This is a genomic window from Vibrio sp. JCM 18905, assembly GCF_055393305.1.
The window spans coordinates 1,195,844-1,222,324 of record NZ_AP043878.1 but is presented as its reverse complement, the minus strand read 5'-3'; the positions used below and the strand labels follow the sequence as shown (position 1 = coordinate 1,222,324).

The 26,481-nt window shown below is 45.0% G+C and carries 20 protein-coding genes; 8 read left to right on the top strand and 12 right to left on the bottom strand.

Going from position 1 to position 26,481, the window contains the following annotated elements:
- Positions 1–16: 16 nt before the first annotated feature.
- The 6 genes from ACZ5ZC_RS05355 to ACZ5ZC_RS05330 form a co-directional block, all read right to left on the bottom strand.
- A complete protein-coding gene (locus tag ACZ5ZC_RS05355) occupies positions 17–1,123 on the bottom strand; it encodes an OmpP1/FadL family transporter (RefSeq protein ID WP_054867533.1) in 1,107 nt (368 codons plus the stop codon).
- A 120-nt stretch (positions 1,124–1,243) separates the two neighbouring features.
- Positions 1,244–4,384, bottom strand: coding sequence for an efflux RND transporter permease subunit VmeQ (vmeQ, locus tag ACZ5ZC_RS05350; protein WP_432595940.1), 3,141 nt, complete (start codon positions 4,382–4,384; stop codon positions 1,244–1,246).
- A 10-nt stretch (positions 4,385–4,394) separates the two neighbouring features.
- Complete coding sequence (vmeP, locus tag ACZ5ZC_RS05345; protein ID WP_054867532.1) at positions 4,395–5,537, bottom strand: efflux RND transporter periplasmic adaptor subunit VmeP; 1,143 nt, start codon at positions 5,535–5,537, stop codon at positions 4,395–4,397.
- Between the two features lie 90 nt (positions 5,538–5,627).
- Positions 5,628–6,419 (bottom strand): hypothetical protein, encoded by a 792-nt coding sequence (locus tag ACZ5ZC_RS05340; RefSeq protein WP_021450687.1) that lies wholly within the window; start codon positions 6,417–6,419, stop codon positions 5,628–5,630.
- Between the two features lie 531 nt (positions 6,420–6,950).
- On the bottom strand, positions 6,951–9,110 hold the full coding sequence (locus ACZ5ZC_RS05335; protein ID WP_464931464.1) for a prolyl oligopeptidase family serine peptidase: 2,160 nt from the start codon (positions 9,108–9,110) through the stop codon (positions 6,951–6,953).
- A gap of 206 nt (positions 9,111–9,316) precedes the next feature.
- Positions 9,317–10,888: an ATP-binding cassette domain-containing protein gene (locus tag ACZ5ZC_RS05330; RefSeq protein ID WP_464931463.1), complete on the bottom strand. Its 1,572-nt coding sequence runs from the start codon at positions 10,886–10,888 to the stop codon at positions 9,317–9,319.
- Between the two features lie 392 nt (positions 10,889–11,280).
- Between ACZ5ZC_RS05330 and ACZ5ZC_RS05325 the strand changes: the two genes are divergently transcribed.
- From ACZ5ZC_RS05325 to ACZ5ZC_RS05315, 3 genes are all read left to right on the top strand, one after another.
- A complete protein-coding gene (locus ACZ5ZC_RS05325; protein ID WP_005392539.1) occupies positions 11,281–11,706 on the top strand; it encodes a universal stress protein in 426 nt (141 codons plus the stop codon).
- A gap of 167 nt (positions 11,707–11,873) precedes the next feature.
- On the top strand, positions 11,874–12,491 hold the full coding sequence (locus tag ACZ5ZC_RS05320; protein ID WP_005392538.1) for an NAD(P)H-dependent oxidoreductase: 618 nt from the start codon (positions 11,874–11,876) through the stop codon (positions 12,489–12,491).
- A complete protein-coding gene (locus tag ACZ5ZC_RS05315; protein WP_104972817.1) occupies positions 12,488–14,446 on the top strand; it encodes a monovalent cation:proton antiporter-2 (CPA2) family protein in 1,959 nt (652 codons plus the stop codon). The genes ACZ5ZC_RS05320 and ACZ5ZC_RS05315 overlap by 4 nt, the downstream gene beginning before the upstream one ends.
- Before the next feature lie 99 nt (positions 14,447–14,545).
- On the opposite strand, the gene ACZ5ZC_RS05310 is transcribed toward ACZ5ZC_RS05315, so the two are convergent.
- On the bottom strand, positions 14,546–14,839 hold the full coding sequence (locus ACZ5ZC_RS05310) for a hypothetical protein (RefSeq protein ID WP_054867530.1): 294 nt from the start codon (positions 14,837–14,839) through the stop codon (positions 14,546–14,548).
- Positions 14,840–15,084: 245 nt separating this feature from the next.
- Between ACZ5ZC_RS05310 and ACZ5ZC_RS05305 the strand changes: the two genes are divergently transcribed.
- Entirely contained in the window at positions 15,085–15,378 is a 294-nt protein-coding gene (locus ACZ5ZC_RS05305) for an ArsR/SmtB family transcription factor (protein WP_005375388.1), read from the top strand.
- A 108-nt stretch (positions 15,379–15,486) separates the two neighbouring features.
- On the opposite strand, the gene ACZ5ZC_RS05300 is transcribed toward ACZ5ZC_RS05305, so the two are convergent.
- Entirely contained in the window at positions 15,487–16,836 is a 1,350-nt protein-coding gene (locus ACZ5ZC_RS05300) for an alpha-amylase family protein (protein WP_301657613.1), read from the bottom strand.
- A gap of 518 nt (positions 16,837–17,354) precedes the next feature.
- Between ACZ5ZC_RS05300 and ACZ5ZC_RS05295 the strand changes: the two genes are divergently transcribed.
- Positions 17,355–17,711: a MerR family transcriptional regulator gene (locus ACZ5ZC_RS05295; protein ID WP_464931462.1), complete on the top strand. Its 357-nt coding sequence runs from the start codon at positions 17,355–17,357 to the stop codon at positions 17,709–17,711.
- Between the two features lie 58 nt (positions 17,712–17,769).
- Complete coding sequence (locus ACZ5ZC_RS05290) at positions 17,770–18,147, top strand: carboxymuconolactone decarboxylase family protein (RefSeq protein WP_053809605.1); 378 nt, start codon at positions 17,770–17,772, stop codon at positions 18,145–18,147.
- 77 nt (positions 18,148–18,224) lie between these two features.
- On the opposite strand, the gene ACZ5ZC_RS05285 is transcribed toward ACZ5ZC_RS05290, so the two are convergent.
- Positions 18,225–18,455 carry a PAS factor family protein gene (locus tag ACZ5ZC_RS05285; protein ID WP_005375384.1) on the bottom strand — a complete coding sequence of 77 codons (231 nt, stop codon included), beginning with the start codon at positions 18,453–18,455 and terminating at the stop codon, positions 18,225–18,227.
- A gap of 285 nt (positions 18,456–18,740) precedes the next feature.
- Positions 18,741–21,167, bottom strand: a complete 2,427-nt coding sequence (locus ACZ5ZC_RS05280; protein WP_464931461.1) for a M9 family metallopeptidase — start codon at positions 21,165–21,167, stop codon at positions 18,741–18,743.
- Between the two features lie 447 nt (positions 21,168–21,614).
- Between ACZ5ZC_RS05280 and ACZ5ZC_RS05275 the strand changes: the two genes are divergently transcribed.
- Positions 21,615–22,592, top strand: a complete 978-nt coding sequence (locus tag ACZ5ZC_RS05275) for a hypothetical protein (protein ID WP_464931460.1) — start codon at positions 21,615–21,617, stop codon at positions 22,590–22,592.
- A gap of 31 nt (positions 22,593–22,623) precedes the next feature.
- Here the strand turns inward: ACZ5ZC_RS05275 and accD are convergent, their stop codons facing one another.
- Positions 22,624–23,487, bottom strand: a complete 864-nt coding sequence (gene accD / locus ACZ5ZC_RS05270) for an acetyl-CoA carboxylase, carboxyltransferase subunit beta (protein WP_464931459.1) — start codon at positions 23,485–23,487, stop codon at positions 22,624–22,626.
- A 142-nt stretch (positions 23,488–23,629) separates the two neighbouring features.
- Here accD and ACZ5ZC_RS05265 point away from each other — a divergent pair, with 142 nt between their 5' ends.
- Positions 23,630–24,529, top strand: coding sequence for a LysR family transcriptional regulator (locus ACZ5ZC_RS05265; protein ID WP_395185811.1), 900 nt, complete (start codon positions 23,630–23,632; stop codon positions 24,527–24,529).
- 131 nt (positions 24,530–24,660) lie between these two features.
- Here ACZ5ZC_RS05265 and ACZ5ZC_RS05260 read toward each other — a convergent pair whose 3' ends face one another.
- A complete protein-coding gene (locus ACZ5ZC_RS05260; RefSeq protein WP_464931458.1) occupies positions 24,661–26,220 on the bottom strand; it encodes a methyl-accepting chemotaxis protein in 1,560 nt (519 codons plus the stop codon).
- Between the last annotated feature and the right edge of the window lie 261 nt (positions 26,221–26,481).

The following is a 26,481-nucleotide window of genomic DNA, read 5'->3' as shown; positions in this document are numbered from 1 at the left end:
TAGCGATTAGGAATGATTAGTTTTTCCAGTTGTAGCTCATGCTCATGAAGTACAGAGCAGGCTCATCAAAGCCAGCTTGTAAGCGTGGTGTTTCTGACGATTCCATCAAGACCGCTTCAAACGCGAAACCAATTGAGTTTTCTGAATCCAATGTGTAATCAATGCCTGTACCAATGCGGTACGCCTTGCCAGTAGGAACGGTAATGTCACCGTTTGATTGGCTTTCATACATGCTGGTATCGAATGCAAAACCGGCATTCCACATCATTTTTTCATTCAGTTTGTACTGAGTACCCAATGCGATTTGGTAAGTGTCTTGTGTCTCTACGTTCAGCGTGGTTGTGTATTCGCTCCAGTCTTGCCAGTTCACGTTCCACATCACCGCTACGTCATCATTCACTTCGTGGTAAGCACTGAAGATCAGTTGTTGTGGAGCAATGGAGTTACTATTGTCGAATTCAAATTCGGTTTCAGAAGAATAAGACAGACCAAGACGCGTGCCTGGTGTTGCCTCATAAAGCACACCTACTCGGCCGTTGACTTGAGTATCTTGGTCTTCGTCTAAGTATTTTTTATGCATGTCAGAGCTAGCCAACGTCCCTTCAGCTTCAACTTCATACATACCGTACTGAATGCCAAGCGCCGCACCCACAGACCAGTGATCATTGATGCGGTAAGAAGCGGAAGGTTGAATGGTCAAGGCTTGTGTCGTTGCTGTAGGAATATCTAAATGATTATCCAAAAGACCTTCGTACTCGAGACCAAGGCCGTAGTTGCCATATAAACCAATACCCAGCGTCCATTTGTCGTTCACTTGTTGGCTGTAAAATGCCGACGCCATAGGAACAAAACCAATTACGTTGCCAGCATCGCCAGTCATCGTGTCTAGTTGCGCGTCACCGTAAAGGCCAATCAGGTTACCAGAGAAAGATTTACCAGAAACATTCGCCAGACCAGCCGGGTTTGCAGCCATTACTGAGGCATCTTGCGCACGAGCCGCCATACCAGCGGATGCCAAACCAATATCCGATGCTGTTGTTTCGTAAAGGTATAACCCACCCGCTTGCGCAGCAGCACACGTCAGTAGAGAGCTCGCTACGACGATTTTTGAAAGATTTTTCATGCTAAAACCTATTATTGTTTGGGGAACCCACGCTGCGACGGTGGTTGTATATCAATGAAAGGCATTGGCCAATCGCATACAGCGTGGGGGTGTTGTGGAGTCAGTCGGTTGAAATCAGCGTTATTGCTCGCTCACCTCAAGTTCAGTGAGTTTCTTTCGCTTAAACTTCTCGCGCAGAGATTGCATCATCACGAAAAACACTGGCGTCAGCAACGTGCCTACAAACGTAGAAAGAATCATGCCGCCGAATACCGCAAAGCCCAGTGAGTGACGAGATGCCGCACCAGCACCCGATGCAATCACCAACGGGAATACCCCCCAGATGAAGGCGAATGCGGTCATCTGTACTGCACGGAAACGGATTCGAGCAGCTTCTTTGGCAGCATCAATGATGGATAAGCCCTTTTCTTCTCGCAGAACTTTGGCAAATTCCACGATAAGAATCGCCACTTTGGCGGACATACCGATCAAGATGACCACACCAATCTGCACGTACAAATCGAACGGTTGTCCCACCAGTAATAACGTCCCCATTGCGCCGAGAATCGCGACTGGAACCGCCATCATTACCGCAGCAGGAATGGTCCAACTTTCGTACTGAGCCACCAAGAACAAGTAGGTGAACAGCAAAGACAATGCGAACGCGATTGGTGCCATGTTGCCTGCTTTCATCTCTTGGTAAGTCATGCCTGACCACTCGTACGAGTAACCACTTGGCAAAGATTTTGCAGCCAGTTTTTCAATGGCTTTTACGACATCACCCGAGCTGTAGCCTGGCGCTGGCGCACCGTTCACGGTTGCAGAACTGAACATGTTGTAGTTCGACAAGGTATCAGGGCCGAAGATCGGCTTCACTTTCACTAGCGTTGCCAGTGACACCATTTTTCCAGAGCTTGAACGAACAAACAGATGGTTGATGTCGTCGATGTTGTCACGGTATTGCTCTTCTGCTTGCACTTTCACTTGGTACGAACGACCAAACAAGTTGAAGTCAGAAATGTAGGCACCGCCCAACTGTGCTTGCAGTGTGCTGAAGATTTCATTCAACGGTACGCCCATCGAAATCGCTTTATCGCGGTCAATATCGATGTAACGTTGCGGAATGTTCGCACGGAAAATCGAGAACGCACGCGCCACTTCAGGCAGTTGATTGATTTGGGCAACAAAATCAGCGGTTGTTTTTGCCAACTCTTGTGGAGAACGGCCCAAGTTGTCTTGCAGCACAAGGTTGAAACCATCCACCGCACCCATGCCTTTGATTGCCGGCGTCGCGAAAACGAACGAAGCGGCATCTGGCGTTGAGTTCAGCATTTGGTTAACTTTATTCATCAATGCGCGTTGGTGTAGCTCAGGGTCTTTACGTTTGCTCCAGTTATCCAGTTTGATGATCAACATACCCGAGTTTGGAATCGACGCCATGTTAATTACCGAGAAGCCCGCAACCGAAACCACGTTCTCCACACCTTTCATCTGTTTTAGCTCATCAACGTACTTCTTCATTAATGGTGCAGTACGCTGCAATGCTGCTGCGTCTGGCAAACGCATTTCGACCATGAACACGCCTTTATCTTCGTTCGGTACGAAAGAAGAAGGTACGGTCATGAACGCAAACGCCAGCACCGCAATAAGCGCGCCATACACAGCGATACTCAGCACAATGCGGCGGCTCAAGAAGCCAACTAAACCTTGGTATTTGCGCGTTATTGCTTCAAAACCTCGGTTAAACGCACGCAAAGGTGCAATAGGTTGCGAGTGAGTTGATTTCAACATCAACGCACAAAGCGCTGGCGTTAACGTTAATGCGTTGATCGCAGAGATCAGCACCGACACACAGATGGTGACCGCGAACTGGTTGAACATTCGACCAGAAATACCCGGCAATAGCGCAACCGGTACGAATACCGCCAACAAAATAAGCGTTGTTGCCAATACTGGCCCCGTCACTTCTTTCATGGCTTGGATCGTGGCCGGAATCGGGTCTAAATGCTCTTCATGGATAACCCGCTCCACGTTCTCTACCACGATGATCGCATCGTCCACCACGATACCGATGGCGAGGATCAAGCCAAACAACGAGATGGTGTTAATGGTCATGCCCATCACGCCCATGATTGCGAACGTCGCAATGATGGAAACCGGAATCGCTAAGGTTGGAATGATGGTCGCTCGCCAGTTCTGCAAGAAAACGTACACAACGAAGGTGACAAGAAGTACCGCAATCACCAGCGTCTCGTACACTTCATCAATCGATGTCTCTACGTATTCGGTAGAGTCATACGCGATGTCGTAGACCAAATCATCTGGGAACGATTTCTCATACTCTTTCATGGCCTCTTTCACGCGTTCCATCACGTCTAGCGCGTTCGCTGTCGGCAACTGATACAAGGCCAGAACGGCGGCTGGTTCGTTATTCATACGACCATCAGCTTCGTAACCTTGTGCGCCAACTTCCACACGAGCCACATCTTTCAAGCGAATCAAAGAACCTTTCTTGCTCGCGCGGATGATGATGTTCTCGAACTCTTCTGCAGAAGTAAGGCGGCCTTTGGTTTGCAAAACATATTGATATTGCTGGTCACCCGGAGCTGGCATACCACCGATCTTACCCGCCGCCACTTGGATGTTTTGCGTTTTAATTGCGCCAATAACATCGCTAGCAGAAAGCTTCAAGGTGGCCAGTTTATTTGGGTTCAACCAAATACGCATTGAGTAGTCTTTCTTACCCAGCAGCGTAATGTCACTCATACCTTCGATACGTTTTAGACGCTCAACAATATTGAGATCCGCGTAGTTAGAAAGGTAGATACTATCGTGAGACTGTTTCGGAGAACGCAGTGTAATAACGCCCAGCATGTCGGAAGATTTCTTCTTAACCGTCACACCGATTTGGTTTACTTCTTGTGGTAGAGATGACGTTGCCTGTGCCACCAAGTTGTTCACACGAACCTGCGCCATATCGCCATCTGCGCCCACTCGGAAGTAAATACGCAGTGTGTATGAGCCATCGTTACCAATCACAGAAGACATGTAAATCATGTCTTCAACGCCGTTGACTTTGGCTTCTATCGGTTGTGCTACCGTCTTTTTAACCACGTCCGCGTTTGCACCCGGATACATGGTGCTCACCGTAATTACCGTTGGAGAGATTTGAGGATACTCAGAAATTGGCAAGACTTTCAGGGCGATCATACCCATCAATGTCATCGCCAGTGAGATCACCAAAGCAAACTTCGGCCGATGAATGAAAAATTTACTTAACATCAGTACTCACTCAGCCTTGTTCACTCTGTAGTTCAACGTCTTTCACCGTTGCACCCGGACGCACTTTTTGTAGACCATTGACGATGACTTTTTCGTTAGCCGCCAAGCCAGTCAGCACAGCACGTTTCACACCGTAGGTCTGACCAAGTTCAACGTTACGACGTGACACCACGTGATCATCACCAACCACCATGACGTAGTCACCCGCTTGGTCTTGCTGAACAGCCGCCGATGGGATAAGCAAACCATCAATGGTTTTGTTGCGCAGCTTGATGGTCAAGTTGCCATATTCACCCGGCATAAGCGCGTAAGTTGGGTTATCAAATTGTGCTTCTGCTCGAATTGAGCCTGTTTCTAAATCGATCTTGTTGCCAACGGCGTAGATCTTGCCATCAAGCGGATACAATGAACCGTCTGAAAGCGTCAGTGTTAAATCAACATCCAGTTTGTCATCGTTACGATGAGCCAGATCAATCGCGCTTCTTACGCGGCGGTAGAGCTTCTCATCCACATCAAAGCCAAAGCGAATTGGGTCGATTTGAGTGATCGAAACAAGAGGAACGAGTTGAATTTTCGAAATACGGTCACCCACTCGGAAGTTGCTGAAACCCACGCGGCCAGAGAAAGGAGCACGCACAGAGCTAAATTCAAGATCGAGCCTTGCTGAAACCAGCGTCGCTTTCGCCTCTTCTACCGAAGCAATCGCTGCGGCGTGCGCAGCAATGGCGTCATCGTATTGCTGCTCACTGATGCTTTTATCTTTGATGAGTTTCTTCACTCGTTCTGCATCACGCGTAGTTTGAACGAGTTGTGCTTTTGCTTTTTGCAACGACGCTTTTGCATACGCCAGTGCCGCTTTGTAAGGACGGTCGTCGATTTCAAACAGCAATTGGCCTTTTTCGACCATATCGCCATCTTTAAAATGAATCGCGGTTAATTCGCCACCGACTCGAGGCATAATATCAACGTCATTTACCGCTTCAGTTCGACCGATAAAAGTATGATAAGGAGTGATTTTTGTTTCGGTTAGGGTAACGGTTTCAACAGAGGGTGCTTGGGCAGTTTTCGTTGCGATATCGCCAGTTTTGCATCCTGATAGTAATGCAGAAGATATAGCAATAGATACCAACGCAAATTTATATTTGGCTTTCATGATAAACCTACTTTATGTAGAAAGTGCCCTAGCCTAAATATTTAAATATATGGATAAACACACTTTCTATTCTGGAAATAAACGAGGGAGTTAGAATTGGTAGTTAAATTCGATACGGTGATCACCATCACCGAAATTGACGTGCTCATTCCAGTTTGCAAAGTAACGAATATTTGCGCGAGGATTAATTTGATAAGACAACGCAAACTCATGAGTTAAGATATTATCTTCACCCGCGTAATAAGTATCTTTATATTGACTAGACCCTGACAATGTATGCATATACATTGGGTTGTAGTTAATCCAGATTTTGTCGGTTAATTCAATTTTTGAGTACATACCGACAACGGTGAAAGTACCTGGAATTTCATAACCTTTGTCATCACCACTAAAACCATTAGCAATAGTGACACCCGCACCAGCTAAAGGAAATAACTGCAACATACCAAACTTAGGTAGGCCTTGAATAAAGCTATAAGATGCATCTAATTTATCGTTATCAACGTCGTAGTTTACATCCAATTGACGGCCTAGACCTTTTGCGACTTCTACTTGGAAATTACGTAGTCGGAACGAGTCAATGCTGTCATCAACATTGGCATACATTGGATCGTCATTGTCGCGAATGCCAAATAGCTCACCACCAATGCCTTTCATTTCGATGATGTTCATCGCCATGGTGCCAGGCTGGCTAGATTGGTAAGTTTGACCGATTTTGATGTTTGCGCCTTTGTCAGTAATACCAAAGCCCGCTTGGGTGTAAACCGCAAGTGGGTCAGACATATCTTGTAGTTCTTCGTCATTATTTGTCTGAGCATAAGCAGAAGACGCGAGTTGAAGGGCTGCTGCCATGATAACAACAGACGGTTTCACTAAATTCATAAAACTGTATCCATTTTAATGATTATAAAAATTATTCACGTCATGAGGTCATCATAAATAGCAAGCAACACAACTCGCTTTGGATAATATAAATTATCAAAGCAAATTTAATAATGACGAAACATTAGACGTTTTAATTAAAATAAAATAAAGCGTCGTAAAAGTTCAATCACTGCTACTTATATCTTATATAACTTGAAATTTGGTAAGCTTTACGAAGAAGGGAATATTAAAACTTATGAAAATTCAATTATCATTAGAACAAATGATTAATTAAATTTACCATATAAATAAGGAGTGCAATGGTGTTAGGTGATCGCGATCAAGTTTTATTTTTATCGTATATTACTCTTCAGGTAAAGAAGATAGATGTAATAAATTGCAAATACCTTAATTTAATTAGCCTTGCGGTCAATTTAGAATAGTTACTCCACAATAAATTAAAAGGAAATCACACTCTGTGATTCCCTTTTATTTTCGAGTGCAAAAGCACCAATGCATTTCGTTAACTAAAAACACAAACGATTCGCACTATTGCAGTTTCTCTATCCCCATATTGAACAGTGCAAAGCTATAAATATCTGCATTTGTCTCAATTATTTTACGAGTTGGTGTGCCAGCACCATGCCCTGCATTGGTTTCGATGCGAATCAAGGTCGGATTTGAACCCGCCTGTTTTGACTGCAACTCAGCAGCAAATTTGTAAGAGTGAGCAGGAACAACACGATCATCATGATCACCCGTTGTAATCAATGTTGCTGGGTATTCCACCCCCGCTTTTACATTGTGCACTGGCGAATAACCTTTCAGATATTGGAACATCTCTTTACTTTGCTCTGCCGTACCGTAGTCATACGCCCAACCAGCACCTGCGGTAAAAGTATGATAACGCAGCATGTCCAGTACACCGACTGCTGGCAGCGCCACTTTAAACAGCTCTGGACGTTGCGTCATAACTGCCCCCACTAACAAGCCACCATTCGATCCACCGTTAATGGCTAACTTGTTTGATGACGTTACCTTTTCATCGATTAGGAATTCAGCCGCCGCAATAAAGTCATCAAACACATTTTGCTTTTGCATTTGAATGCCAGCGTTGTGCCACTCTTTACCATACTCCCCACCGCCACGAATGTTCGCTACCGCGTAAACACCACCAAGCTCCAACCAAGCCGCACGTGTCGGGTTAAAAGATGGTGTGAGGCTGATGTTGAAACCACCATAACCATATAGGATGGTTGGTGCACTGCCGTCCATCGGTGTCCCTTTTTTATAGGTGATGATCATCGGCACTTTTGTTCCGTCTTTTGAGGTGTAAAACACCTGGCGAGAGTCATACAAAGCTGGATCAAATGGCGCTTTAGATTTGTAGTACACCTCGCTATCACCATCTTTGATGTTCAGACGATACGTAGTGCTTGGCATCTTGTAGTTGGTGAAAGAATAGTAGACTTCGGTTTCATCTTTTTTACCCGAGAAACCGTATGCGCTGCCAATATCAGGCAATTTGATTTCTCGGATGAGTTTGCCGTTCATGTCGTATTGCTTCACCATCGAGATCGCATCAACAATATAACTCGCAAACAAATTGCCACCCGCGGTAGAAACGCGTAACACATTCTTTGTTTCAGGGATCAAATCTTTCCAGTTTTTGGACTGCGGCTGACTCGCATCCACCGTCACGACGCGTTTGTTCGGCGCGTTAAGGTTCGTAACCAAGTACAGCTTCGTGCCTTGGTTGTCTATTACCCAAGTATCAGAACTGGTGTTATCTAAAATGGTTTTAAGTGGGCTGTTTGGCTTACTCAGATCTTTAAAGAACAGTTTGTTACCCGATGTCGATACGCTGGCTGAGATAAACAAGTAGCGTTCATCATCCGACGTATAGCCGCCAACATAACGGTATTTCTCTTCCTCAAACCCGCCGAAAATCAGCTGGTCTTCACTTTGTTTCGTCCCAAGCTTATGAAAGTAGAGCTTGTGTTGATCTGTCTTCGCGGAGAGTTCACTCCCCTGTGGCTTGTCATAACTTGAGTAATAGAAACCTTGATTGCCGAGCCAACTGATGCCGCTGAACTTAATATCCACCAGCGTTTCACCGACGGGCTTTTTGGTTTCTGTGTCTACCACAATGACTTTGCGCCAATCGCTACCGCCTTCCGAAATGCTGTATGCGACCAAAGAACCGTCCCGTGAAAAGCTCACTCCCGCTAACGATGTGGTGCCATCCTCACTAAAAGTATTTGGATCGAGAAAAATTTCTGCGTCACCATCACCTAACTGCCGATAAAGCACGTCTTGGTTTTGTAACCCGTCATTTTTGTAGAAATAAGTGAACTTACCCTCTTTGAACGGTTGGCTTTGCTTTTCGTAGTCCATGAGCTTAGTGATGCGCTCTTCAATCTGCTCGCGGTAAGGGATTTTCGACAGATAATCAAACGTCACTGCATTTTGTGCCTTCACCCATTCTGCGGTTTCTGGGCTGAGATCGTCTTCCAACCAGCGATAAGGATCACTCACTTTTGTACCAAAGTAGTCATCGACAACATCCACTTTTTGTGTGGTTGGATACGTGATGGCTTTCGGGGTTACCTGTTCAACCGACGATTGCGCCGCTTCATTTGCATGCGCCACAGACAACACACTTCCGAGTGCGAGAGCCGTTGCGAACGCTAGGGTGTTCTTTTTCATGAAATTCCTTTTTATTTTTCTGTTGTCTTTTTGTGCAATACATCAGAACTCTACTATATATCGACAAAATGAATCTAATTTCATTAAACGAGTTGTGAAAGCCATCCTAACTCCCTCATTTCCTGCCAGTTCTACAAACTAGTAAGTGGAAGTGTAGAACTTGGGAACAACACTGAAGAGCTACGATGGCGTTTACTCTCTTTCGTCTAAGTCAGCTCGATTTGGCGCAAAACCCCAGACTCAGAAGCGAAATCTTGGTCGTGACTAATCAGAACAAATCCACCTTTGTATACATTTAACGCCTGACTAAGCATTATTTTTGACTCGAGATCGAGATGATTATCTGGTTCATCAAGCAGCAGCAAAGGCTGGGAGTGTTGATGGCTGACGATCAGCATTGCGAGCTTCATCTTCTCGCCACCGCTTAGTACGCACCCCAACCGAAACACAGCGTCTCGACGAAAACCGATCCCCGCCAGTAAGGTTCTCGCTTCACTTTCCGTCATCTCTTGGCAGGTCTCCATTACGTTCTCAAGTAACGAAAGATTTGGATTCACTGCGCCAAAGTGTTGGTCGAGATAATACAAGGGTGTATTCACTTGCAGCTCACCACTCAGCAACGATAACTCGCCAAGCAACGTCTTTAACAAGGTTGACTTTCCGCAGCCATTTTTCCCTTTGAGATGGACTTTATCGTTCGCAAAAATCTGCAAAGTGATAGGAGTAGAATCTCCAAAAGGCAATATACCTTCTTGTATCGACAATACTTTTCGCGAACGGTTCGGATTATCTGCAAGATAAAGCTTTTGCGCTTTGAACTGCTCATGTCGCGATTGCAACGCCCGCTCTTTGGCTTGTAAATGCGCTTGTCTGGGTTGCTCATTCTTATTGCGACTTGAGGTGCTGGCGGTCGCGCTATCCTTTTTGCCATCAAGCAAAATTTTGGGCTGACTGCCGTCTTTGCGCAGTTTGTTCCCTTGCGCGGCGCGTTGGTCTGCTTTTTCACGATTTTTCTGGGCTTGCTCAGCTAACCGTTTTTTGTGTTTATCGACCTGCACTAACTGCCTTTCGACCGCTTGCAGCTCAGTGCGTTTTTGCTCGGCATACACATCGTAATTTCCACCAAAAACCTGTAAACCTAGGCCCGATAGTTCCCAAATTTCCTCCATTGATCGCAGCAGCTCACGATCGTGACTGATGAGTAAAATCGCGCCGCCGAAATGCGTCATAGACTCTATCAGCCATTGTTTCGCCTCGGTATCGAGGTGATTGGATGGCTCATCGAGAATCAAAAGCTCCGCTTCGTTTTCAAACAATTGCCATAACTGCAAACGCGCCAACTGACCACCACTGAGCCGAGCACATGAGAAATCAGGGTCTTGCGGCAAGCCCATCGCAGCAAGCTGCTGTTTGAGTTTCGGTTCAATATCCCACTGTTCGCCAACCAGTTCGAACCAATGCTCAGAAACATCACCTTGTTCAATCTGCTTTAAAGCATGCAAGACCGAGTCTGTTCCCAGAAACTGGGCGATCGATTGCTGACCTGAAAGCAAATCAGACGGCTGCTGGCGATACATCATGAAAGAAGAGGGAAAAGTCACTACACCGCTGGAAGGCTGAGTTTCGCCCGCCAAAATGGAAGCCAAAAGCGACTTACCGATTCCATTGCGCCCAACCAAACCAACACGTCGTTTAGTCATGGAACAAGAAATAGACTGGAATAGCGCCTCGCCATTATCAAACTGATGGCTAACATTAAAAGCTTGTAAAACTGGCATAATTTGCCTCCTGTATGACAGGGACAACAGCCGTAGCTATGATTTGAGATTGCAACAAAACGCGTGCACAAACGCATTAAGCTTTATGTAAAGCTCGACGATAAACGTCAAATCAAAAATTTGTCTTGTTGCAAAGAAATATCGGAAAGTGAGCTACGCCTACTAACCCTGCAGATCCAAAAAATAAGTAAAAAATATGGATGACAGGTTTAGTTCTTCATGTTGGCGTAATCTCCTAGAGAAATGATTTGCGAAGTTTAGCGGGTTTTCTGACTAAAAAGCAAGCAGCATTATTTATCAAAACTTTGAACGATTTCGAGATCTTATCTACACAAATTTTGCCCAAGCCATACTATGCTTAAAGTAAAGCTAATCCACATAAGGGCGTGGTAATGAAATACAAACATATCCTTGTTGCACTCGAACTGTCCGATGAAAGCACAGTTCTGATCGACAGAGCCGTAGCGATGGCTAACTATCTCGACTCCGATATTTCATTCATCCATATTGATGGAACTCACGGGGAAATTTATCGTGAGCTCGTAGACATTAAAGAGAACCCAGACCAAAGGCCGCTGAATGAGCACTCTATGGAATGTTTGAGAACATTCAGTGAGTACATGGATTATCCACTCAAACACTTCTTCGTGGGTACTGGTGATTTAGCCGATAAGCTCGAAATTACCATCAAAGAGCAAGAAGTGGACTTGCTGATTTGTGGCCATCACCAAGATTTCTGGAGCAAAATCATTTCCTACTCAAGACATCTAATCAACAAGTCACCAGTCGATATTTTAGTCGTTCCTATTCATGATTAATTAAAATTTGACGCTTGCCAAAACCACCAACTTATTTGGTGGTTTTTTATTGATATTGAAACAGCTTAAGCACTTTTCCAAGCTAGCTTGACGGCCATTTATGAGTTACATTTTCTAACCAACCTGCGCTCCTACCGGGCATGGTTATTTAGATAGCAAGGATCCTTATGGCGAATAAAAAAGTATTAATTCTCTTTGCTCATCCTTCCCAGCATCGTTCAGAAGTGAATACTCCACTTTTCAAAGAAGCTCAAAAAATTGAAGGCGTGACATGTGTTGATCTCTATGGTGAATACCCTCGTTTCGATATCAATATCGACCGTGAACAACAACGCTTGCGCGAGCATGATGTGGTGGTTTTTCAATTCCCACTATATTGGTATTCAACCCCAGCAATTTTAAAAGAGTGGCAAGATCTGGTTTTGGAGTATGGCTTTGCTTACGGCACTGAAGGAACCGAACTACAAGGTAAAACCATGCTGTGCGTGCTTTCTGCCGGCGGCAAAGAAGAAGCTTATAAAGCCGAGGGCTACAACCATTTTACGATTCGGGAACTGCTCGCTCCTATTGAGCAAATGTCAGCGCTCACGGGTATGCACTACATTGCGCCTCTTGCTTTGTTCGGCGCACGTACAGCCGAAGAGGAAGGACGAATTCCCCGTCATGTCGAACGGTACAAAAGCCTGCTAACAGCATTAGTCGAAGATAGACTGGATGTAGAAGCAGCTGCGTCATTAATCAAACTCAACAGCGCACTTCCGAAGCTCATCAAGGAGGCTTCATGACAGGGATATTCTTACAAGCCTTCGTGTATTTGATTGCCGCTGTGATCGCGGTACCACTTGCCAAGCGTTTAGGGCTCGGTTCCGTTTTAGGTTACCTCATCGCTGGTGTGGTAATTGGTCCAATTATCGGTTTAGTTGGTGAAGAAACAACGACAATTCAGCATTTTGCCGAATTTGGCGTGGTTATGATGCTATTCCTAGTGGGGTTAGAGCTAGAGCCTAAAATGCTCTGGTCAATGCGAAATCGTTTAATGGGCTTAGGCGGTCTTCAAGTTGGCGGTACCATCGCGGCGATTATGGGTATTGCCCTGTACTTTGAGCAGCCTTGGACCATTGCCTTAGCCATCGGTTTGATTTTCGCCCTCTCTTCTACCGCGATTGTTTTGCAAACTTTTAGCGAAAAAGGGTTAACGAAGACAGAAGGTGGGCAAAACGCTTTCTCTGTTTTGCTTTTCCAAGATATCGCTGTTATCCCGATGTTGGCCTTCATTCCATTGTTGGCCCTGCCGGAGTTAGTCGAACAAGCACAAAATGCCGTTCAAACGGCTGCGCAGCATCATGACGATTTAAACCTCGTGGCCGATTTACCGGGCTGGGCGTACGGAATAGTCATCACAGCATCGATTGCGATTGTTGTCGTTGGTGGTCACTTTTTAAGTCGACCTCTGCTGAGCTATGTTGCTAGCTCTGGGCTGCGTGAGATTTTTACCGCCACCGCATTGATGCTGGTGATCGGCATCGCAGCACTGATGAGTTTGGTTGGCTTATCTCCTGCCTTAGGAACGTTCTTGGCTGGCGTTGTATTGGCGAACAGCGAATTTCGCCACGAGTTAGAGTCCAATATCGAACCATTTAAAGGGTTGTTGCTGGGTCTGTTCTTCATCACCGTCGGCGCAGGGATCAATTTCTCAGTTCTATTTGGTGACTTCTGGTTGATCATGGCACTGACCATTGGCGTGATGGTATTGAAAGCCTTGGTGCTATTTATTCTCGCGCTGATATTTAGAGTGAAAGGCAGCAACCGCTGGCTGTTTACCTTAAGCTTGGCTCAAGCGGGTGAATTTGGTTTTGTGTTGCTAAGCTTCTCTGTGCAAAACCACGTCATTCCGTTTGAACTCTCGCAAACTCTTGCGCTGGTTGTTGCGATTTCAATGTTCTTAACGCCAGGCTTGTTCATTCTATTTGACAAATTAATACTGCCGCGTTTTGAAACTCAATCAAACGAAAGGGAAAGCGATACGATTGAAGAAAAAGGCACAGTAATCATCGCTGGTATCGGCCGTTTTGGTCAGATTGTTAACCGCTTGCTTGTTTCTAATGGTGTAACAACAGTGGTGCTCGATCACCAAGCCAACCAAGTTGATAACATGCGCCAGATTGGCACTCGTGCTTATTTTGGCGATGCGACTCGACCAGATATGCTGCACACTGCAGGCATCGAGCATGCGGCTGCGTTGGTCGTCGCAATTGATAACCAAGAATCGAGTGTGGAACTGGTGAAGTACGTCAAACACACGTACCCCAAAGTAACGGTGATCGCACGCGCCTTTGACCGTGGTCACGGCTATCTTTTGCGTCAAGCTGGGGCTGATATTATTGAATCGGAAACCTACCATTCCGCATTGGAGATGGGTGGTCACACGATGAAAGCACTCGGTATTCATCCCTTCTTTGTTGAGCAGCAAAAAGCGACATACAAGCGTGTTGAAGCACGCAAGTCCGAGATACTCTACAAAGCTTGGGAAGATGATTCTGAAGGCGAACGTTATGACAACAATTTCCGACAACTGTTTATTCAGTTAGAGGAAAAAATGGCGGAAGAGATGCAAAAAGATCGCCATGACAAACTCTCGCGCTCAGAACGTGGTTGGACGCCACCGCCGAAAGGTTACGCCGATGACTTCAATGAAGATAACGTTCAAGAACTAACACCGCCGAGAGAAGAGCCGATCTGACGGTAACTTGCTCAATATTAAAAACCTCCCGCTTGGGAGGTTTTTCTTTTTCAGTACAGAGCCACATGCCGTGCAGGATAAAATGATCTACTCACGAGATTACATAAGATCATTCATTAAAATCTCATACTCTTCGTTTGCTTCTTCCACTAAGTGAGAAAGCTCTAACGCATCAGTAACTGCAAGATTGAACTGCCACGGAGTTGTGTCTTCTTTACCACAGATTCGAGTTTCACACCCACGGCTCTCAAAAGACAAATCATCAAACTCTGTGGTATGGCGCTCTTGAAGTTCTACAATCTCAACTTCTAATTTACCGACAGGGTTAACTTTAACGCGAGCATGTAAATCCGAACTGTTAGACAAACAATAATCTCTATGAACCGCAATCATGGCCGCCTCCTTGGTCTGCCAACTGACAACTCACCCATGAGTGTAGACGAGGGAGTTTGAACGTGGGGTGAAATAATAATGAAGATTGATCTGTCTCATTGGAGTAGACAATTATTGTTGTGCTGGTATGAGCCGGTATGAATCTCATCTGATTTAAATCGTTCCTAGATCACAAGAGTTGGCATTTACCGAGACTTTCCCTATTATCGAAACAAATTTACTGTAGTCATTCTTTAGAGGTCAGTATGGAGCTTGAAGCCGTCGCTAAAGCACTAAAAGAGTTGGGGCATCCTACTCGTTTAAGTATTTACAAAGAAGTTGTCAAAGCGGGATACAAAGGTATCGCGGTAGGCGGCGTACAAGAAAAGCTTGGCATTCCTGCATCCACTCTCTCTCATCATATTTCTAGTCTAGCCTCAGCCGGGCTTCTCACCCAACGTCGTGAGGGGCGAACCCTTTTTTGCGTTGCAGAGTACCAATGTTTAGATGATGTGATCGGCTTTTTAAAGGCTGAATGTTGCGTTAATGAGTGCTCATAACCTCATAGCAGAGGCGAAAGACTTCGGTTTTACATTAGACTTTACCCGTTCTTGAATGACCGCCGACAAACATAAACACCGAGTTCGCTAAGCTCGGTGTTTTATTTTTTAGTTTTCGACGAGCAACATTGAGGCTTTAGGTGGCACAATTAACTTACCGTCAGATGGAACGTCCTGATCCGTCATCAAATCCACCCAGTCGCCATCCATTTTCAATGTCAAAGACTGCTGACGCTGCGATTTATTAAGCACAACAACGCCTTTGCTCCCTCGCTTAAATACCAGCATATCATCGTTACCTTCAAGAACACTCATCGACTCGCCATGCGTCATATTGTGGAACTGGATCATTTTCGCCATTCGCGGATCGTTCCATGCGCCTTGCCATCTTGGTTTGCCATTTTTATCTGTAATACCGCTAGTGTTTAAGTCGGTATAAACCAATGGCACACCACCATCGCGGCCTAGAATGTAGGCATAAGCTAACCATTCGTTTTCCTCATCCATGATCAGATCAAGAAAAACGTCATTGTTAGGAATGTCATGCGTGACAACAAATGTAATCGCGCGACCAGGCGAAAGGGCCTGACCGAAACAGTATGGGTCAATCAACGACTTGAAACTGCCCTTTTTAGCAAACGCCTTAAAAATGGTCGAGAACAACGGGAAATCGTAAGCGCCTAAGCGTGTTTCCTGCAAATACGGCTCAAGAAACAACTGATACTCTTCTTCTGTCGCACCGCCATCGGTAATAATTTCACCAAATATATGCACATCGCGCGTGATGTCGTCTGTCCAAACACGTTTAAGGTGCTCTAGCGTCATGTGTTTCGCGGCATCAATACGAAAACCTTTCACACCAATGGCTTTCAGTGCTTTTAGGTAAGCGCGTTGCTGCTCAACGACATGGTCACAAACACGGAGGGTTGGCAAGCCAGGATCGGTTGGTCCACCTGTGATGCGTCCATTTTGTACCTGCCATTTATCTTTCCAGTCTTTAATACCGAACGCTTCAACAAAGTCCTCTTCATCAAAAAGCGGTTGAGATAAGTCGCCAAATAACGTTAGCGACTGATATTTCTGTTTGTTTTGTTGGTATTCCTCCAAGACCTCTTGCCTTGGGTATTGGAGGTCTCGGCGAAGGTGGGCCTCATTTGCCATATGGTTAAACACCACGTCAGCGTAAACCCACACGCCAACTTGCTCCAGTTCACGAACCATACGGATAAAGTCTTTGGTATCACCCAACGCATTGTCGATGACACGGTAATCTTGAGGTTGATAGCGCTGCCACCAGCGATCATCCTGGGCGCTTTTCATTGGTGGCGAAACCAGCACAGAGCCGTAACCTAGCTCGTGGATTTCTTTTGCTCGTTGGGCAATGTCAGCATACTTCCAATCAAACGCATGTAAGATAACATTCGCACCGAATGATTGTATTTCCTGTGAGCCACTCATGTTGTTCTCCTACTCGTTTTCACTCACGATTACTTGTTTGCATTTTTTTGTGAGTGAATTCAATAGTCGAAATTATAAGAGCTATTCATCAGACGCCCTCACCCTTTTCGCCCTAACTCAAGGCTGAAAATGAAGGCGTAGTGACTCCTCCATTGCCCAAGTAGAAACGGTTCTGGACGTAAACGAGTAGATGACATTCAAGCACACCGCACATAAAACAAACTAAATCATTGTTTTGTATTGCAAAAAATTGCATTCAAAATATATAAAAGAAAATGCCCGGGTACGCCCTAAAGGAGGCCAAAGACTAAAAACAGCCAAACCACTCTATTGAGTAACTAATTTTTAATAAAGTGAAACTGGCAGGTGGATCACGTTTGGCGCGTATTCAAAACAGCCCCCTTCTGCGTATCCCACCTTAAAACATGGAAGATTACCGTTTGTATCTATCCCGAAATGACTTCAAAATGCGGAACTTAGCTTATGCCTATTGGTATGAATTACCTTGGAGGGTAATCATGAATATCAAAGAGTTTTCTAGCCTCGTCGGCTTGTCTGCTCATACACTTCGATACTATGAAAAAATTGGCTTACTTAAACATGTCCATAGAAACGCGAGTGGGCATCGAGTGTATGGTGCGAAAGATCTAAGCTGGATTAGCTTCGTAAAGCGATTAAAAGAAACTGCAATGCCGCTTGAAGAGACTCTGGAATATGCAAAATTAAGGGAAGTCGGCTCAGAGTCTGTACGACAACGCCAAGCCTTGTTAGAGCAACACCAAGAAAACCTCAAGCTCCACATTGAACAGCAGCAAAAGCACTTAACGGCTCTAGAAGAAAAAATTGCCTTGTATAAAAGCGGAAAAGTTCGTTGACTTAGAGTTAACTCTAAGGATTAAGGTATGTTTGCATTTATTCACTAGGAACATATCAATGGAACAATCACGCTTTAACAAAGGATTAGAACTACTCTCTCACATTGATGGCGACGCTGGTCATAACGTCATCGAAAGCTTACAAGATATTTGCCCAGATTTAGCTCAGTACACCATTGAGTATCCGTTTGGCGATATTTATGCTCGCCCAGGCTTAGACCTAAAATCGAGAGAAATCGCAACCGTCGCCGCGCTAACGGCAATGGGGAATTGTTCGCCACAACTGAAAGTACATCTCAATGCAGCACTGAATGTAGGCTGCAGCGAGGCTGAAATTAAAGAAGTCATCTTACAGATGTCCGTCTACGCAGGGTTTCCAGCGGCATTAAACGGCATGTTTGCATTCAAAGAAGTGCTAGCGGAAAGAGCAGAGTAATAACGACGTTGGAATCAATTTAAAGGTAATTAAAAACGGCCCTTGGGGATCGGGCCGTGATTTAAACAACGAGTGAATTAGCGCTCAGGTGTTTCAAGCAGTTTAACCGCGCAATCTACCGCGTTGTTAATGCCTTGACTACTCTCCAACTTGCCTGAACTTGCAGGACCAAGGGCACAAGAATACAAAGCCAGCTGCTTATCGAACGGCAGATCCAACTGTTCATATAGATTTTGTCGGATTCTTGCATGTTGTTCTGGTTCTTGGTTAGCAAGGCTAATCAACGTTTCATAAATAAGCGTTTTCATGTCTTTCCCTTTTCACTTTATTGCACGGGGTGCATATATATTGTATCCGTTTGGAAAGCACAAATCAGAAGCTAGGTCACAGAACGCGTCGCTAAAAAAGTTTATGTGCGCGGTAAATTGTAATACAAACCTAAAGCCGTTTAGAAAAAGAGCAAAGGATAACTCGATAAATCAGCCGATTAACTGGCATTCGCCGCTGTTTGATCACAATGGCATCCGATACAAACAAAAACGCCGCTCTATGAGCGACGTTTTTTATCTCGATTTCAGCTAATCGAGCATGTTTTAGTTGAAGTGCACTAACATTTCAACGTCATCACCTTGTTCTGGTGCTTGAAGAGAGAAGTGCACATAGCCCGCTTCAGTAACAGGAATCGCAAGGTATTCGTTGCTACCTGCATAGTTGGAGACGTACTCGTGTTGCTCAACCGTAGGCCAATGCTCTCTGCTGGCGTATAGATCGACATTACCAGTTTGAGAGTGAGCCGTTAGCCATACACGAATCTCTTCAACACCTTTAGGTACATACACTGCCGCATAACGCTGCTTGTGAACGGTCAGCATTTTTGCTTCACCAGACTCTAATACCACCGGTGCCAAATCGTCTTGCACTTGTGTTGGCGGTGTTTGCGCTTCAACGTCTAAAGCAGCCACAAGATTCACTGAGTCATAGTTATCACGGCCAGTTAAACTGATGTAGTAACGACCTGCTTTCACGTAACCATCCTGCTCTGGCTCAAATACAATCTCTTCATTGCTGCCATCGCCATACTGGCTCATTTCAAAGTCGTAGTAATGCGCAACTTTGTTGTAGCTCATGTAAAGATCCGCATCCCCCGCACCTTCAATAGATACATTAAAGCGAACGGTGTTGGCTGGTACGTCAACGTAGAACAGTTTTTCGCTGTACGCTTCGCCACTGAGTTGAAGGCTTTGGTTCGCCGTCAATTCAGTCACTTGTGCTTCAGGTTCTGTTGGTTCTATTGGCTCTTCTGGGTCAGTAACTGGTTGCTCTGGCTCCACTTCTAACGTATCCAACCAGCGTTCAAACTCTGCGTCATATTGTTGACCTAATGTCGTCACCTGTTGCGCCCACTGTTCAAACTGACCAGTACGCGACAACGCCAACAAGCTTTCTACGTCTTGCGGATGATTTTCTAGCATGAATCGAACGGCCAAGTAACCCCAACGATAGATACGATTAGTATCGTGAGAATATGTGGTATCAAACACAGTTGAAAGGCTCAGTTTACCGCCTGCAATCAGTTCGATCGCCGCTTGGTAGCCTTGTTTGTAATGCATGTATTCAGCAAAACCTTCCAGCCACCACACGATATGACCGTGGGCTAAGTTATCACTGAACGAGCCGTACTGGTTAAATCGCGCGTCCAAATAGTGCGTGTACTCATGCTCTAGATTCAAGATCGATAAATCTTCGCCATTCGCATAGCGATAAGCCACGAAACGGGCGGTATTGTCCGCTTTTGATGGATTCCCTTCAAGGTACTGACCACCGTTGTCCGTTGTATTACCAAACAGGAACGAAGAATAATCAACGTAGCTGTCGTTACTAGCAAACACCGCCACCTCAACACGATCATTCAAGTCATCAGCGACAGGTTGATTGCCCGTATTCGCCACTTGATGGAAGTCGGCTTCTTTCGCAGCCAGTACTTCACACGCTTTCGCAGCTTGAGCATCGGTTAGATCTTCAGAGCGAATGATGGCAGGTCCCTGACACTCAAAACGATTTGGCATCACGCGCGCTGCTAGATCTTGCTTCGCTTGATCTAGGTCCAGACCGTTTAAACCTTCAGGTGCGTAGTAGCTCATCATTTCTACGGCAGCAAGCCACAGTTTGTCATGCTCACTGCCCAATGGGTAACGCTGCATCACTTGTTGCATCACAGCCAAGGCTTTGCGTTTGGTCTCCTGATCTGGGCTCGCAAGCAAACGACCAGTTTCACGTAATGCATTGAAAACAATAAAGCTCGCATCCGCATCCAATGCCCAAGCGTTATCAGATGCGAATCTCGCTAATGTATCAATATGGTGAGTATTGTTTGCCATGTAGCGGTAGAACTCATCGTTTGCTACATGACCTGCCATAGAACGGAACAGGTTGTTTAAACCATCGACCCATTGCGTGTCCTGCGCGGTTTTACGGTTAAAGTGCATCAACGCGGCCATCATGCTATCCATGGTCAGCGGCAACTGCTTCACGTTATCAACCATCAACGTCAGGCTCTTCATTGCGCCAACTTGTTCACGGCCTTGATCCAAAGCATGAGGGTTGTTAAGGAATAGGTTCGTCGACTGAGCAAAACGCTGACTCAACGCTTCTGAAAACTCAGGTGTACCTGTGCCAGCATTGTAACGAACGTAGTATGCAGCACGAATAAACTCGCCCAGATTTTCTAGAACACGAGCTTGCTCTGCTTCTCCACGATAGCGGGCAATTTCTTGATCCAACGCGACTTGGATACGGCTTAAGCTCACTTCGCTGTAAATATCGTTCAGCGTTGCGGAAGGAGCTGAAAACCAAGCGTGGTAGCAATCATACTCAGCACCAGAAACGGCAGCAGCCAAGTCTCTCGATTGTTGTAAATCAGCAACAGCGCACTGGTTTTGTGCAAAAGAGAAGCTAGACACACTCGCTAGCATACAAGCAAGCGCCAAACGATGGCGCGGGAAAAAACGGATATGAGACATAACAACACTCATTGATTATTAACATACATGGAGTGGGGGTTTATATTCTTTACAGCTCAAACAGTGAAATCAGTGTCATAAAATTTATGAAATCGCTCCCAAAAATAGGCTTTTTACTCTAAATTTATGGGATCAATCCCAACCCAAGATTTCTCATAATTATCAATAAAAACATTAATTTACCTTTTTCTAAATAACGACTTTATGAGGAAAATTGCCCTTAAACGCCCCCTTAACTCTTCCAGATAGAGTTCACGACAATCAAAGGTTCTAAATTAAATTTTGATGCTTGATACCATCTATTTTTATTTGTGACTCATTCCCAATAAGTCATCGAGTGCATATCAAAAGGTTGGCATTAATGGTAAATTCTCCGCCAAATCAAACACATTTACTCCTCGAGTCATTGATGAGTGAATAAAGCAGATATTTGGCTAGGGATAATACATGTCACTTTGGGGATTTTTGGGAGCGGGGATTGCCTACTTCATGACAACGTTTGCCTTTGTTTTTGGCGGCATTTTTTGGTTATGTGCTGAAGGTAATACATTAAGAGAAACAAAGCGCCAATCATCAATAATGTCCGGGGTTATTGCTTGTACTATTGGAACTTGGGTGCTTGCTTTTGGTGTTTACGTTTACGGTTACTTTTGGGATAACTCTTCTCACTATTATTTTTATTTGCTCGCTCCATGGGGACTTGCCATTTTTGGGGTAAAACTTCGTAACCGCTGGGTTAAGCAATACGCTCGTGTAAAACACTCAAAAGAAGAACAGTGGCAAAAGCGCTGGCGAGAATTATTAGGGGAAAATACTGAAGATCTTCCACCATATCCACATGATTACGAGCTCTACTCGGGCATTTGGCAAGCCAATGAAGCGCTCCGAGAACAGTGCTTTGCAGCGCTTCCTCACGGTAAAGCAGTCTACGAGAGAGTGAAAGCCTTCCAAACGATGGCCTCCCCCGCTGGTGACATAAACGATCAAGTTTTGCTGAGTAAACTCGATCAACTAGAGGATGAAATCATTCAAGTTCTTGAGCAACACTCGCAAAAGAAAGTAAGCATTGAAACTGGCTCAGGTACTTTACGCAAAGAGTCAAAACGCAATGTTTATCACCATGAGAATGGCCCAACAGAAGAGCAACTGTACGACTCAATCAATCTCCAACATGATTTGGATCGAGAGCTACGCAACATTATCTATGATCGGCTCGGTTACGATGGCGAAGATGAGTACTTTTTCCTCCAAGCGCAACTCGAAGAGCTTACCGAGAATGAAACCGCAATCAACTGGATGCTCTGGGGTTTAGTAAGCGACCATTTTGCTGTTGACCCATACCAAACGGCGTTGGATCTCAGCCTAATGAATGCGGAACCAAGATGGGGGCAAAATGAACGGTTTGTAATGATTACGGCTCAATAAACGCAAGTACTAAGCCTAACTTTAATACAACCTATCCTGAGACCACCCTCGCGTTGGTTAACTTAGCCAATAAGCCGCCAACGCGATCACGCATTTCACGTCTGTCCACAATCATATCTAATGCGCCATGTACCAATAAAAACTCACTTCTTTGAAACTCGTCTGGTAGCTTTTCACGTACCGTTTGTTCAATAACACGCCTTCCCGCAAAGCCGATGCTTGCTTTAGGCTCACCAATATTGATGTCTCCCAACATGGCTAAACTCGCCGAGACGCCACCATAAGTTTGGTCCGTCAATACTGAGATATAGGGTAATCTGTGCTCAGATAAGTGGTTTAACGCGACGCTGGTTTTTGACATTTGCATTAGTGCTACCAAAGACTCTTGCATGCGCGCCCCTCCGCAAGCAGAAAAACACACTAGCCCAGATTTTATATTAATCGCAGTTTCAACGGCGCGGACAAATTTCTCGCCAACCACCGCCCCCATCGAGCCAGCCATGAAAGAGAATTCAAACGCACAAGCTACAACAGGCAAGCCTAGTAACTTCCCCTGCATCACAACCAAGGCATCTTTTTCTCCAGTCGTTTTCTGCGCGATGGCAATTCGCTCTTTATATCGTTTTAAATCTTTAAAACCCAAAATATCCTGCGGTTCCAACTCACTTGCCAACTCTTGTTGTGTTCCATGGTCCAGAAAAGAGATCAACCTTTGACGCGCAGCCATTCTCATGTGATGAGAGCACCTAGGACATACTTCCAAATTCTCTTTTAATGCCGCGCGATAAAGTATTTGTTCACATTCAGGGCATTTTGTCCAAACGCCCTCAGGAATAGACGCTTTGCGCGAACCTATTATATTCTTATTCTCAAATAACCTTTCTAGCCAACTCATGAGTACCTCATTATTGATCACCTCGTAGCACGACATCTGCATCGTTTGCCCGCTCTGACTGTTAAATAAAATTGTATGCAACTCAGTCTGAGGATAAAGTGCAATATGCTGGCTTGATAATCCAATAAAGTGGGACAATAGAATGTTTGATAACGTCGACCAAATCTGGTTAAAAAGTTTTCACTGTGTGTATGAAAACAACAGCTTTAAGCGAGCCGCTGAGTGTTTGAATATACCAACATCGAATGTCAGCCGACATATTGCCCTGCTTGAAGAAAAGTTAAACATCAGGTTGTTCAATAGAACGACAAGGCGAATGACGCCTACCGAGGCTGGAGAAGAGCTCTATAGCAGCACTCGTCCATTATTGGAACAACTCAACAACGCGCTAGAAACCGTGACTCGCCACTCGCACACCGTAACGGGAGAGCTACGTATTCTTATGCCAGACACACCTGTACTGGCCAAAGCGGTTGTCACCTTTTGCACGCAATACCCGTCAATCTCTTTGTCTTGCGATACAACGCTAAACCCTAAAGATGATGTTATTGATAGCTTTGATGTCATTTTGAGTTTTCATAGAGGGACTTTGTCTGACAGCAATTGGGTAGCAAGGGAAATCAAACGCTGGCCCAGTGCTATTTTGGCTGCGCCTCAACTGCTTAATAAGTACGCCAGCCCTTACAAAATTACGGATTTAAATCATGTTACCTGTATCACGACACTTACCGCAGTAAATGGTGCTCCCTGGGTGTTTAAAAACCCCGACGGAGGTCATATTACGCAAACAGTACAATCCTCGTTCAAAGTAAACAGTGGCCATCTCGCTAAATCTGGCGCGTTATCAGGGCTTGGATACGCAATACTTCCAATAGAATCATGCAAAGATGAGATCGAGAGCGGCAAGCTTGAAGTCATCCCTCTAGAATACGAACCTGAAGATTTAGTGCTTTATGCGTTTTACTCTTCTAGAAAGCACTTAGCCAAGAAAATCTCTATGTTTGTTGAGCACTTAAAACAACACGCGAAGCTTAACGCCTAGTTAAGCACTAATCATTTATCCCAATAACTATAAAAACTGGCATAGTAGAGCAAATCGACATTCGATTTTCTCAAATAAAAAAGCCAGCAATCGAGATTTACTGGCTTTTGCAAAAGGATTTCCGTTGGCGTTTAAATTCTAAACGCTCCTACGTGGCGATCGAGAGTTCTCGATAATTCCGCAAGTTGTTGACTTGATTCTTCCAATTGCTCACTCGCCGTTAGCGCGTTTTTCACGGAGTGACTGACGGTATCCATATTCATGTTAATTTCATTTGCTACCGTCGATTGCTGTTCTGTTGCCGTTGCCACTTGAGTATTGATATCCAAAATAGTAGTAACTTGATCAGCAATTGCCTCTAGTGCTTGTCGAGCCAGCTCCGTTTCTGCAGTGCCTTCTTCAATAAGGGTTCTACTATTACTCATTGAATTAACCGCACTTTGGGCTTCGGTTTGCAACTGATGGATCATATTGTCAATTTCATCAGTGGACTGAGCCGTTTTAGTGGCAAGATTACGGACCTCGTCTGCCACTACGGCGAAACCTCGTCCGGCATCACCGGCGCGCGCTGCTTCAATAGCGGCATTTAACGCCAATAGGTTCGTTTGCTCAGAGATCCCTCTAATGACTTCGAGAATACTACCAATCGACTGAGTGTTGTCCGCAAGACTTACGATAATATTGGAAGTACTGTTCATCTCGTTTTCAAGATTCGTCATCGCCGTCTTGGTGCGTTCTAGCGTCTTGTAGCCATCTTGAGTCTCATTACTTGCCGTGCTCGCAGCACTTGCTGCACCAGCAGCATTTGACGCGATTTCGTTGACGGTCGCGATCATTTCGTTCATAGACGTGACAACCAACATGGTTTGCTCATTCTGCTCCTGCCCTCTTGCGAGCGCTTGTTGAGATTGTCCACGCAGCGCAACAGCAGAACTATTCAGCTCTACACCAGTATTTACAACTTGTGTAATGATTTCATGTACCTTGCTAACAAACACGTTGAACGCCGAAGAAATTTGTGCGACTTCGTCATTACCTTTTGCTGGCAAACGAACCGTTAAGTCTCCGTCACCTTTCGAGATGTCTTGCAACGCCTCCTTAAGCGCAGATAGCGGTCGCATCAGCTTGTTGAGTAGAAGCGATAGAGCCAAAACACACAGAACGAAGATCACCACCATGGAAATCAGTTGGGAAGTAATAATTCCATTCGTCGCTTGGCTTACTTCTGTAATAGGAATACCAATATCAAACGTTCCGTACAACTGACCATTCACGTAGATCGGCGCCATGATATCAAACACCCACACTTTCTGGACATCGGCATACCACTTTGAATACTGTTGTACACCCTTGGTTGCACCTTCAACGGTGTAGTTATCATTGTAGGTTTTATTTAGCTTTTGCTTATCACTGTGAGCAACCGCCGTCACATTGCGATCAATTACGACTGCATAGCTTACGTCTGAACGTTGTTTCAACCCCTCAACGAGCGATTGTAAGTCTTGCATTGGGTTGGCTGAGTTCTCCAAAATATAACTTGCATTTCCTGCTAAAAACTCAGCTTGAACTTGGGATTTGTTTAAGATGATGTCATCGATTTTCTGACTCGAAATTAGGTACGTTGATGCCATACTTGCTACGACAGCAATACCAAACATGGCGCAAACGGCTAATAAGATGATTCTTTTCATTTTAATTGTCTCGGTACAATTCAATGTGATGCTCACGACAGAGCGTTAAGCCTTTCGCCTCTTATAACCAACACAAACTATATTTTTAGCCTGTCTGGCAAAGCTAGACGTAACTTTGTAGCCACTGTATCTGCCTGATTACCGATAACTTTAGAATGAAGGAAGAAAAGTCTTCAAAACGTCACATTTCTACGAGGTTTGGCTGAAAGACAAGAGAGCAATCGCTAACTTAAAGTAAGCGGCCACACTAGCATCGAGCGT

Coding starts and splice junctions, on each gene's coding strand:
- ACZ5ZC_RS05355 (WP_054867533.1), bottom strand. CDS start 1,123: ATGAAAAATCTTTCAAAAATCGTCGTAGCGAGCTCTCTACTGACGTGT.
- vmeQ (WP_432595940.1), bottom strand. CDS start 4,384: ATGTTAAGTAAATTTTTCATTCATCGGCCGAAGTTTGCTTTGGTGATC.
- vmeP (WP_054867532.1), bottom strand. CDS start 5,537: ATGAAAGCCAAATATAAATTTGCGTTGGTATCTATTGCTATATCTTCT.
- ACZ5ZC_RS05340 (WP_021450687.1), bottom strand. CDS start 6,419: ATGAATTTAGTGAAACCGTCTGTTGTTATCATGGCAGCAGCCCTTCAA.
- ACZ5ZC_RS05335 (WP_464931464.1), bottom strand. CDS start 9,110: ATGAAAAAGAACACCCTAGCGTTCGCAACGGCTCTCGCACTCGGAAGT.
- ACZ5ZC_RS05330 (WP_464931463.1), bottom strand. CDS start 10,888: ATGCCAGTTTTACAAGCTTTTAATGTTAGCCATCAGTTTGATAATGGC.
- ACZ5ZC_RS05325 (WP_005392539.1), top strand. CDS start 11,281: ATGAAATACAAACATATCCTTGTTGCACTCGAACTGTCCGATGAAAGC.
- ACZ5ZC_RS05320 (WP_005392538.1), top strand. CDS start 11,874: ATGGCGAATAAAAAAGTATTAATTCTCTTTGCTCATCCTTCCCAGCAT.
- ACZ5ZC_RS05315 (WP_104972817.1), top strand. CDS start 12,488: ATGACAGGGATATTCTTACAAGCCTTCGTGTATTTGATTGCCGCTGTG.
- ACZ5ZC_RS05310 (WP_054867530.1), bottom strand. CDS start 14,839: ATGATTGCGGTTCATAGAGATTATTGTTTGTCTAACAGTTCGGATTTA.
- ACZ5ZC_RS05305 (WP_005375388.1), top strand. CDS start 15,085: ATGGAGCTTGAAGCCGTCGCTAAAGCACTAAAAGAGTTGGGGCATCCT.
- ACZ5ZC_RS05300 (WP_301657613.1), bottom strand. CDS start 16,836: ATGAGTGGCTCACAGGAAATACAATCATTCGGTGCGAATGTTATCTTA.
- ACZ5ZC_RS05295 (WP_464931462.1), top strand. CDS start 17,355: ATGAATATCAAAGAGTTTTCTAGCCTCGTCGGCTTGTCTGCTCATACA.
- ACZ5ZC_RS05290 (WP_053809605.1), top strand. CDS start 17,770: ATGGAACAATCACGCTTTAACAAAGGATTAGAACTACTCTCTCACATT.
- ACZ5ZC_RS05285 (WP_005375384.1), bottom strand. CDS start 18,455: ATGAAAACGCTTATTTATGAAACGTTGATTAGCCTTGCTAACCAAGAA.
- ACZ5ZC_RS05280 (WP_464931461.1), bottom strand. CDS start 21,167: ATGTCTCATATCCGTTTTTTCCCGCGCCATCGTTTGGCGCTTGCTTGT.
- ACZ5ZC_RS05275 (WP_464931460.1), top strand. CDS start 21,615: ATGTCACTTTGGGGATTTTTGGGAGCGGGGATTGCCTACTTCATGACA.
- accD (WP_464931459.1), bottom strand. CDS start 23,487: ATGAGTTGGCTAGAAAGGTTATTTGAGAATAAGAATATAATAGGTTCG.
- ACZ5ZC_RS05265 (WP_395185811.1), top strand. CDS start 23,630: ATGTTTGATAACGTCGACCAAATCTGGTTAAAAAGTTTTCACTGTGTG.
- ACZ5ZC_RS05260 (WP_464931458.1), bottom strand. CDS start 26,220: ATGAAAAGAATCATCTTATTAGCCGTTTGCGCCATGTTTGGTATTGCT.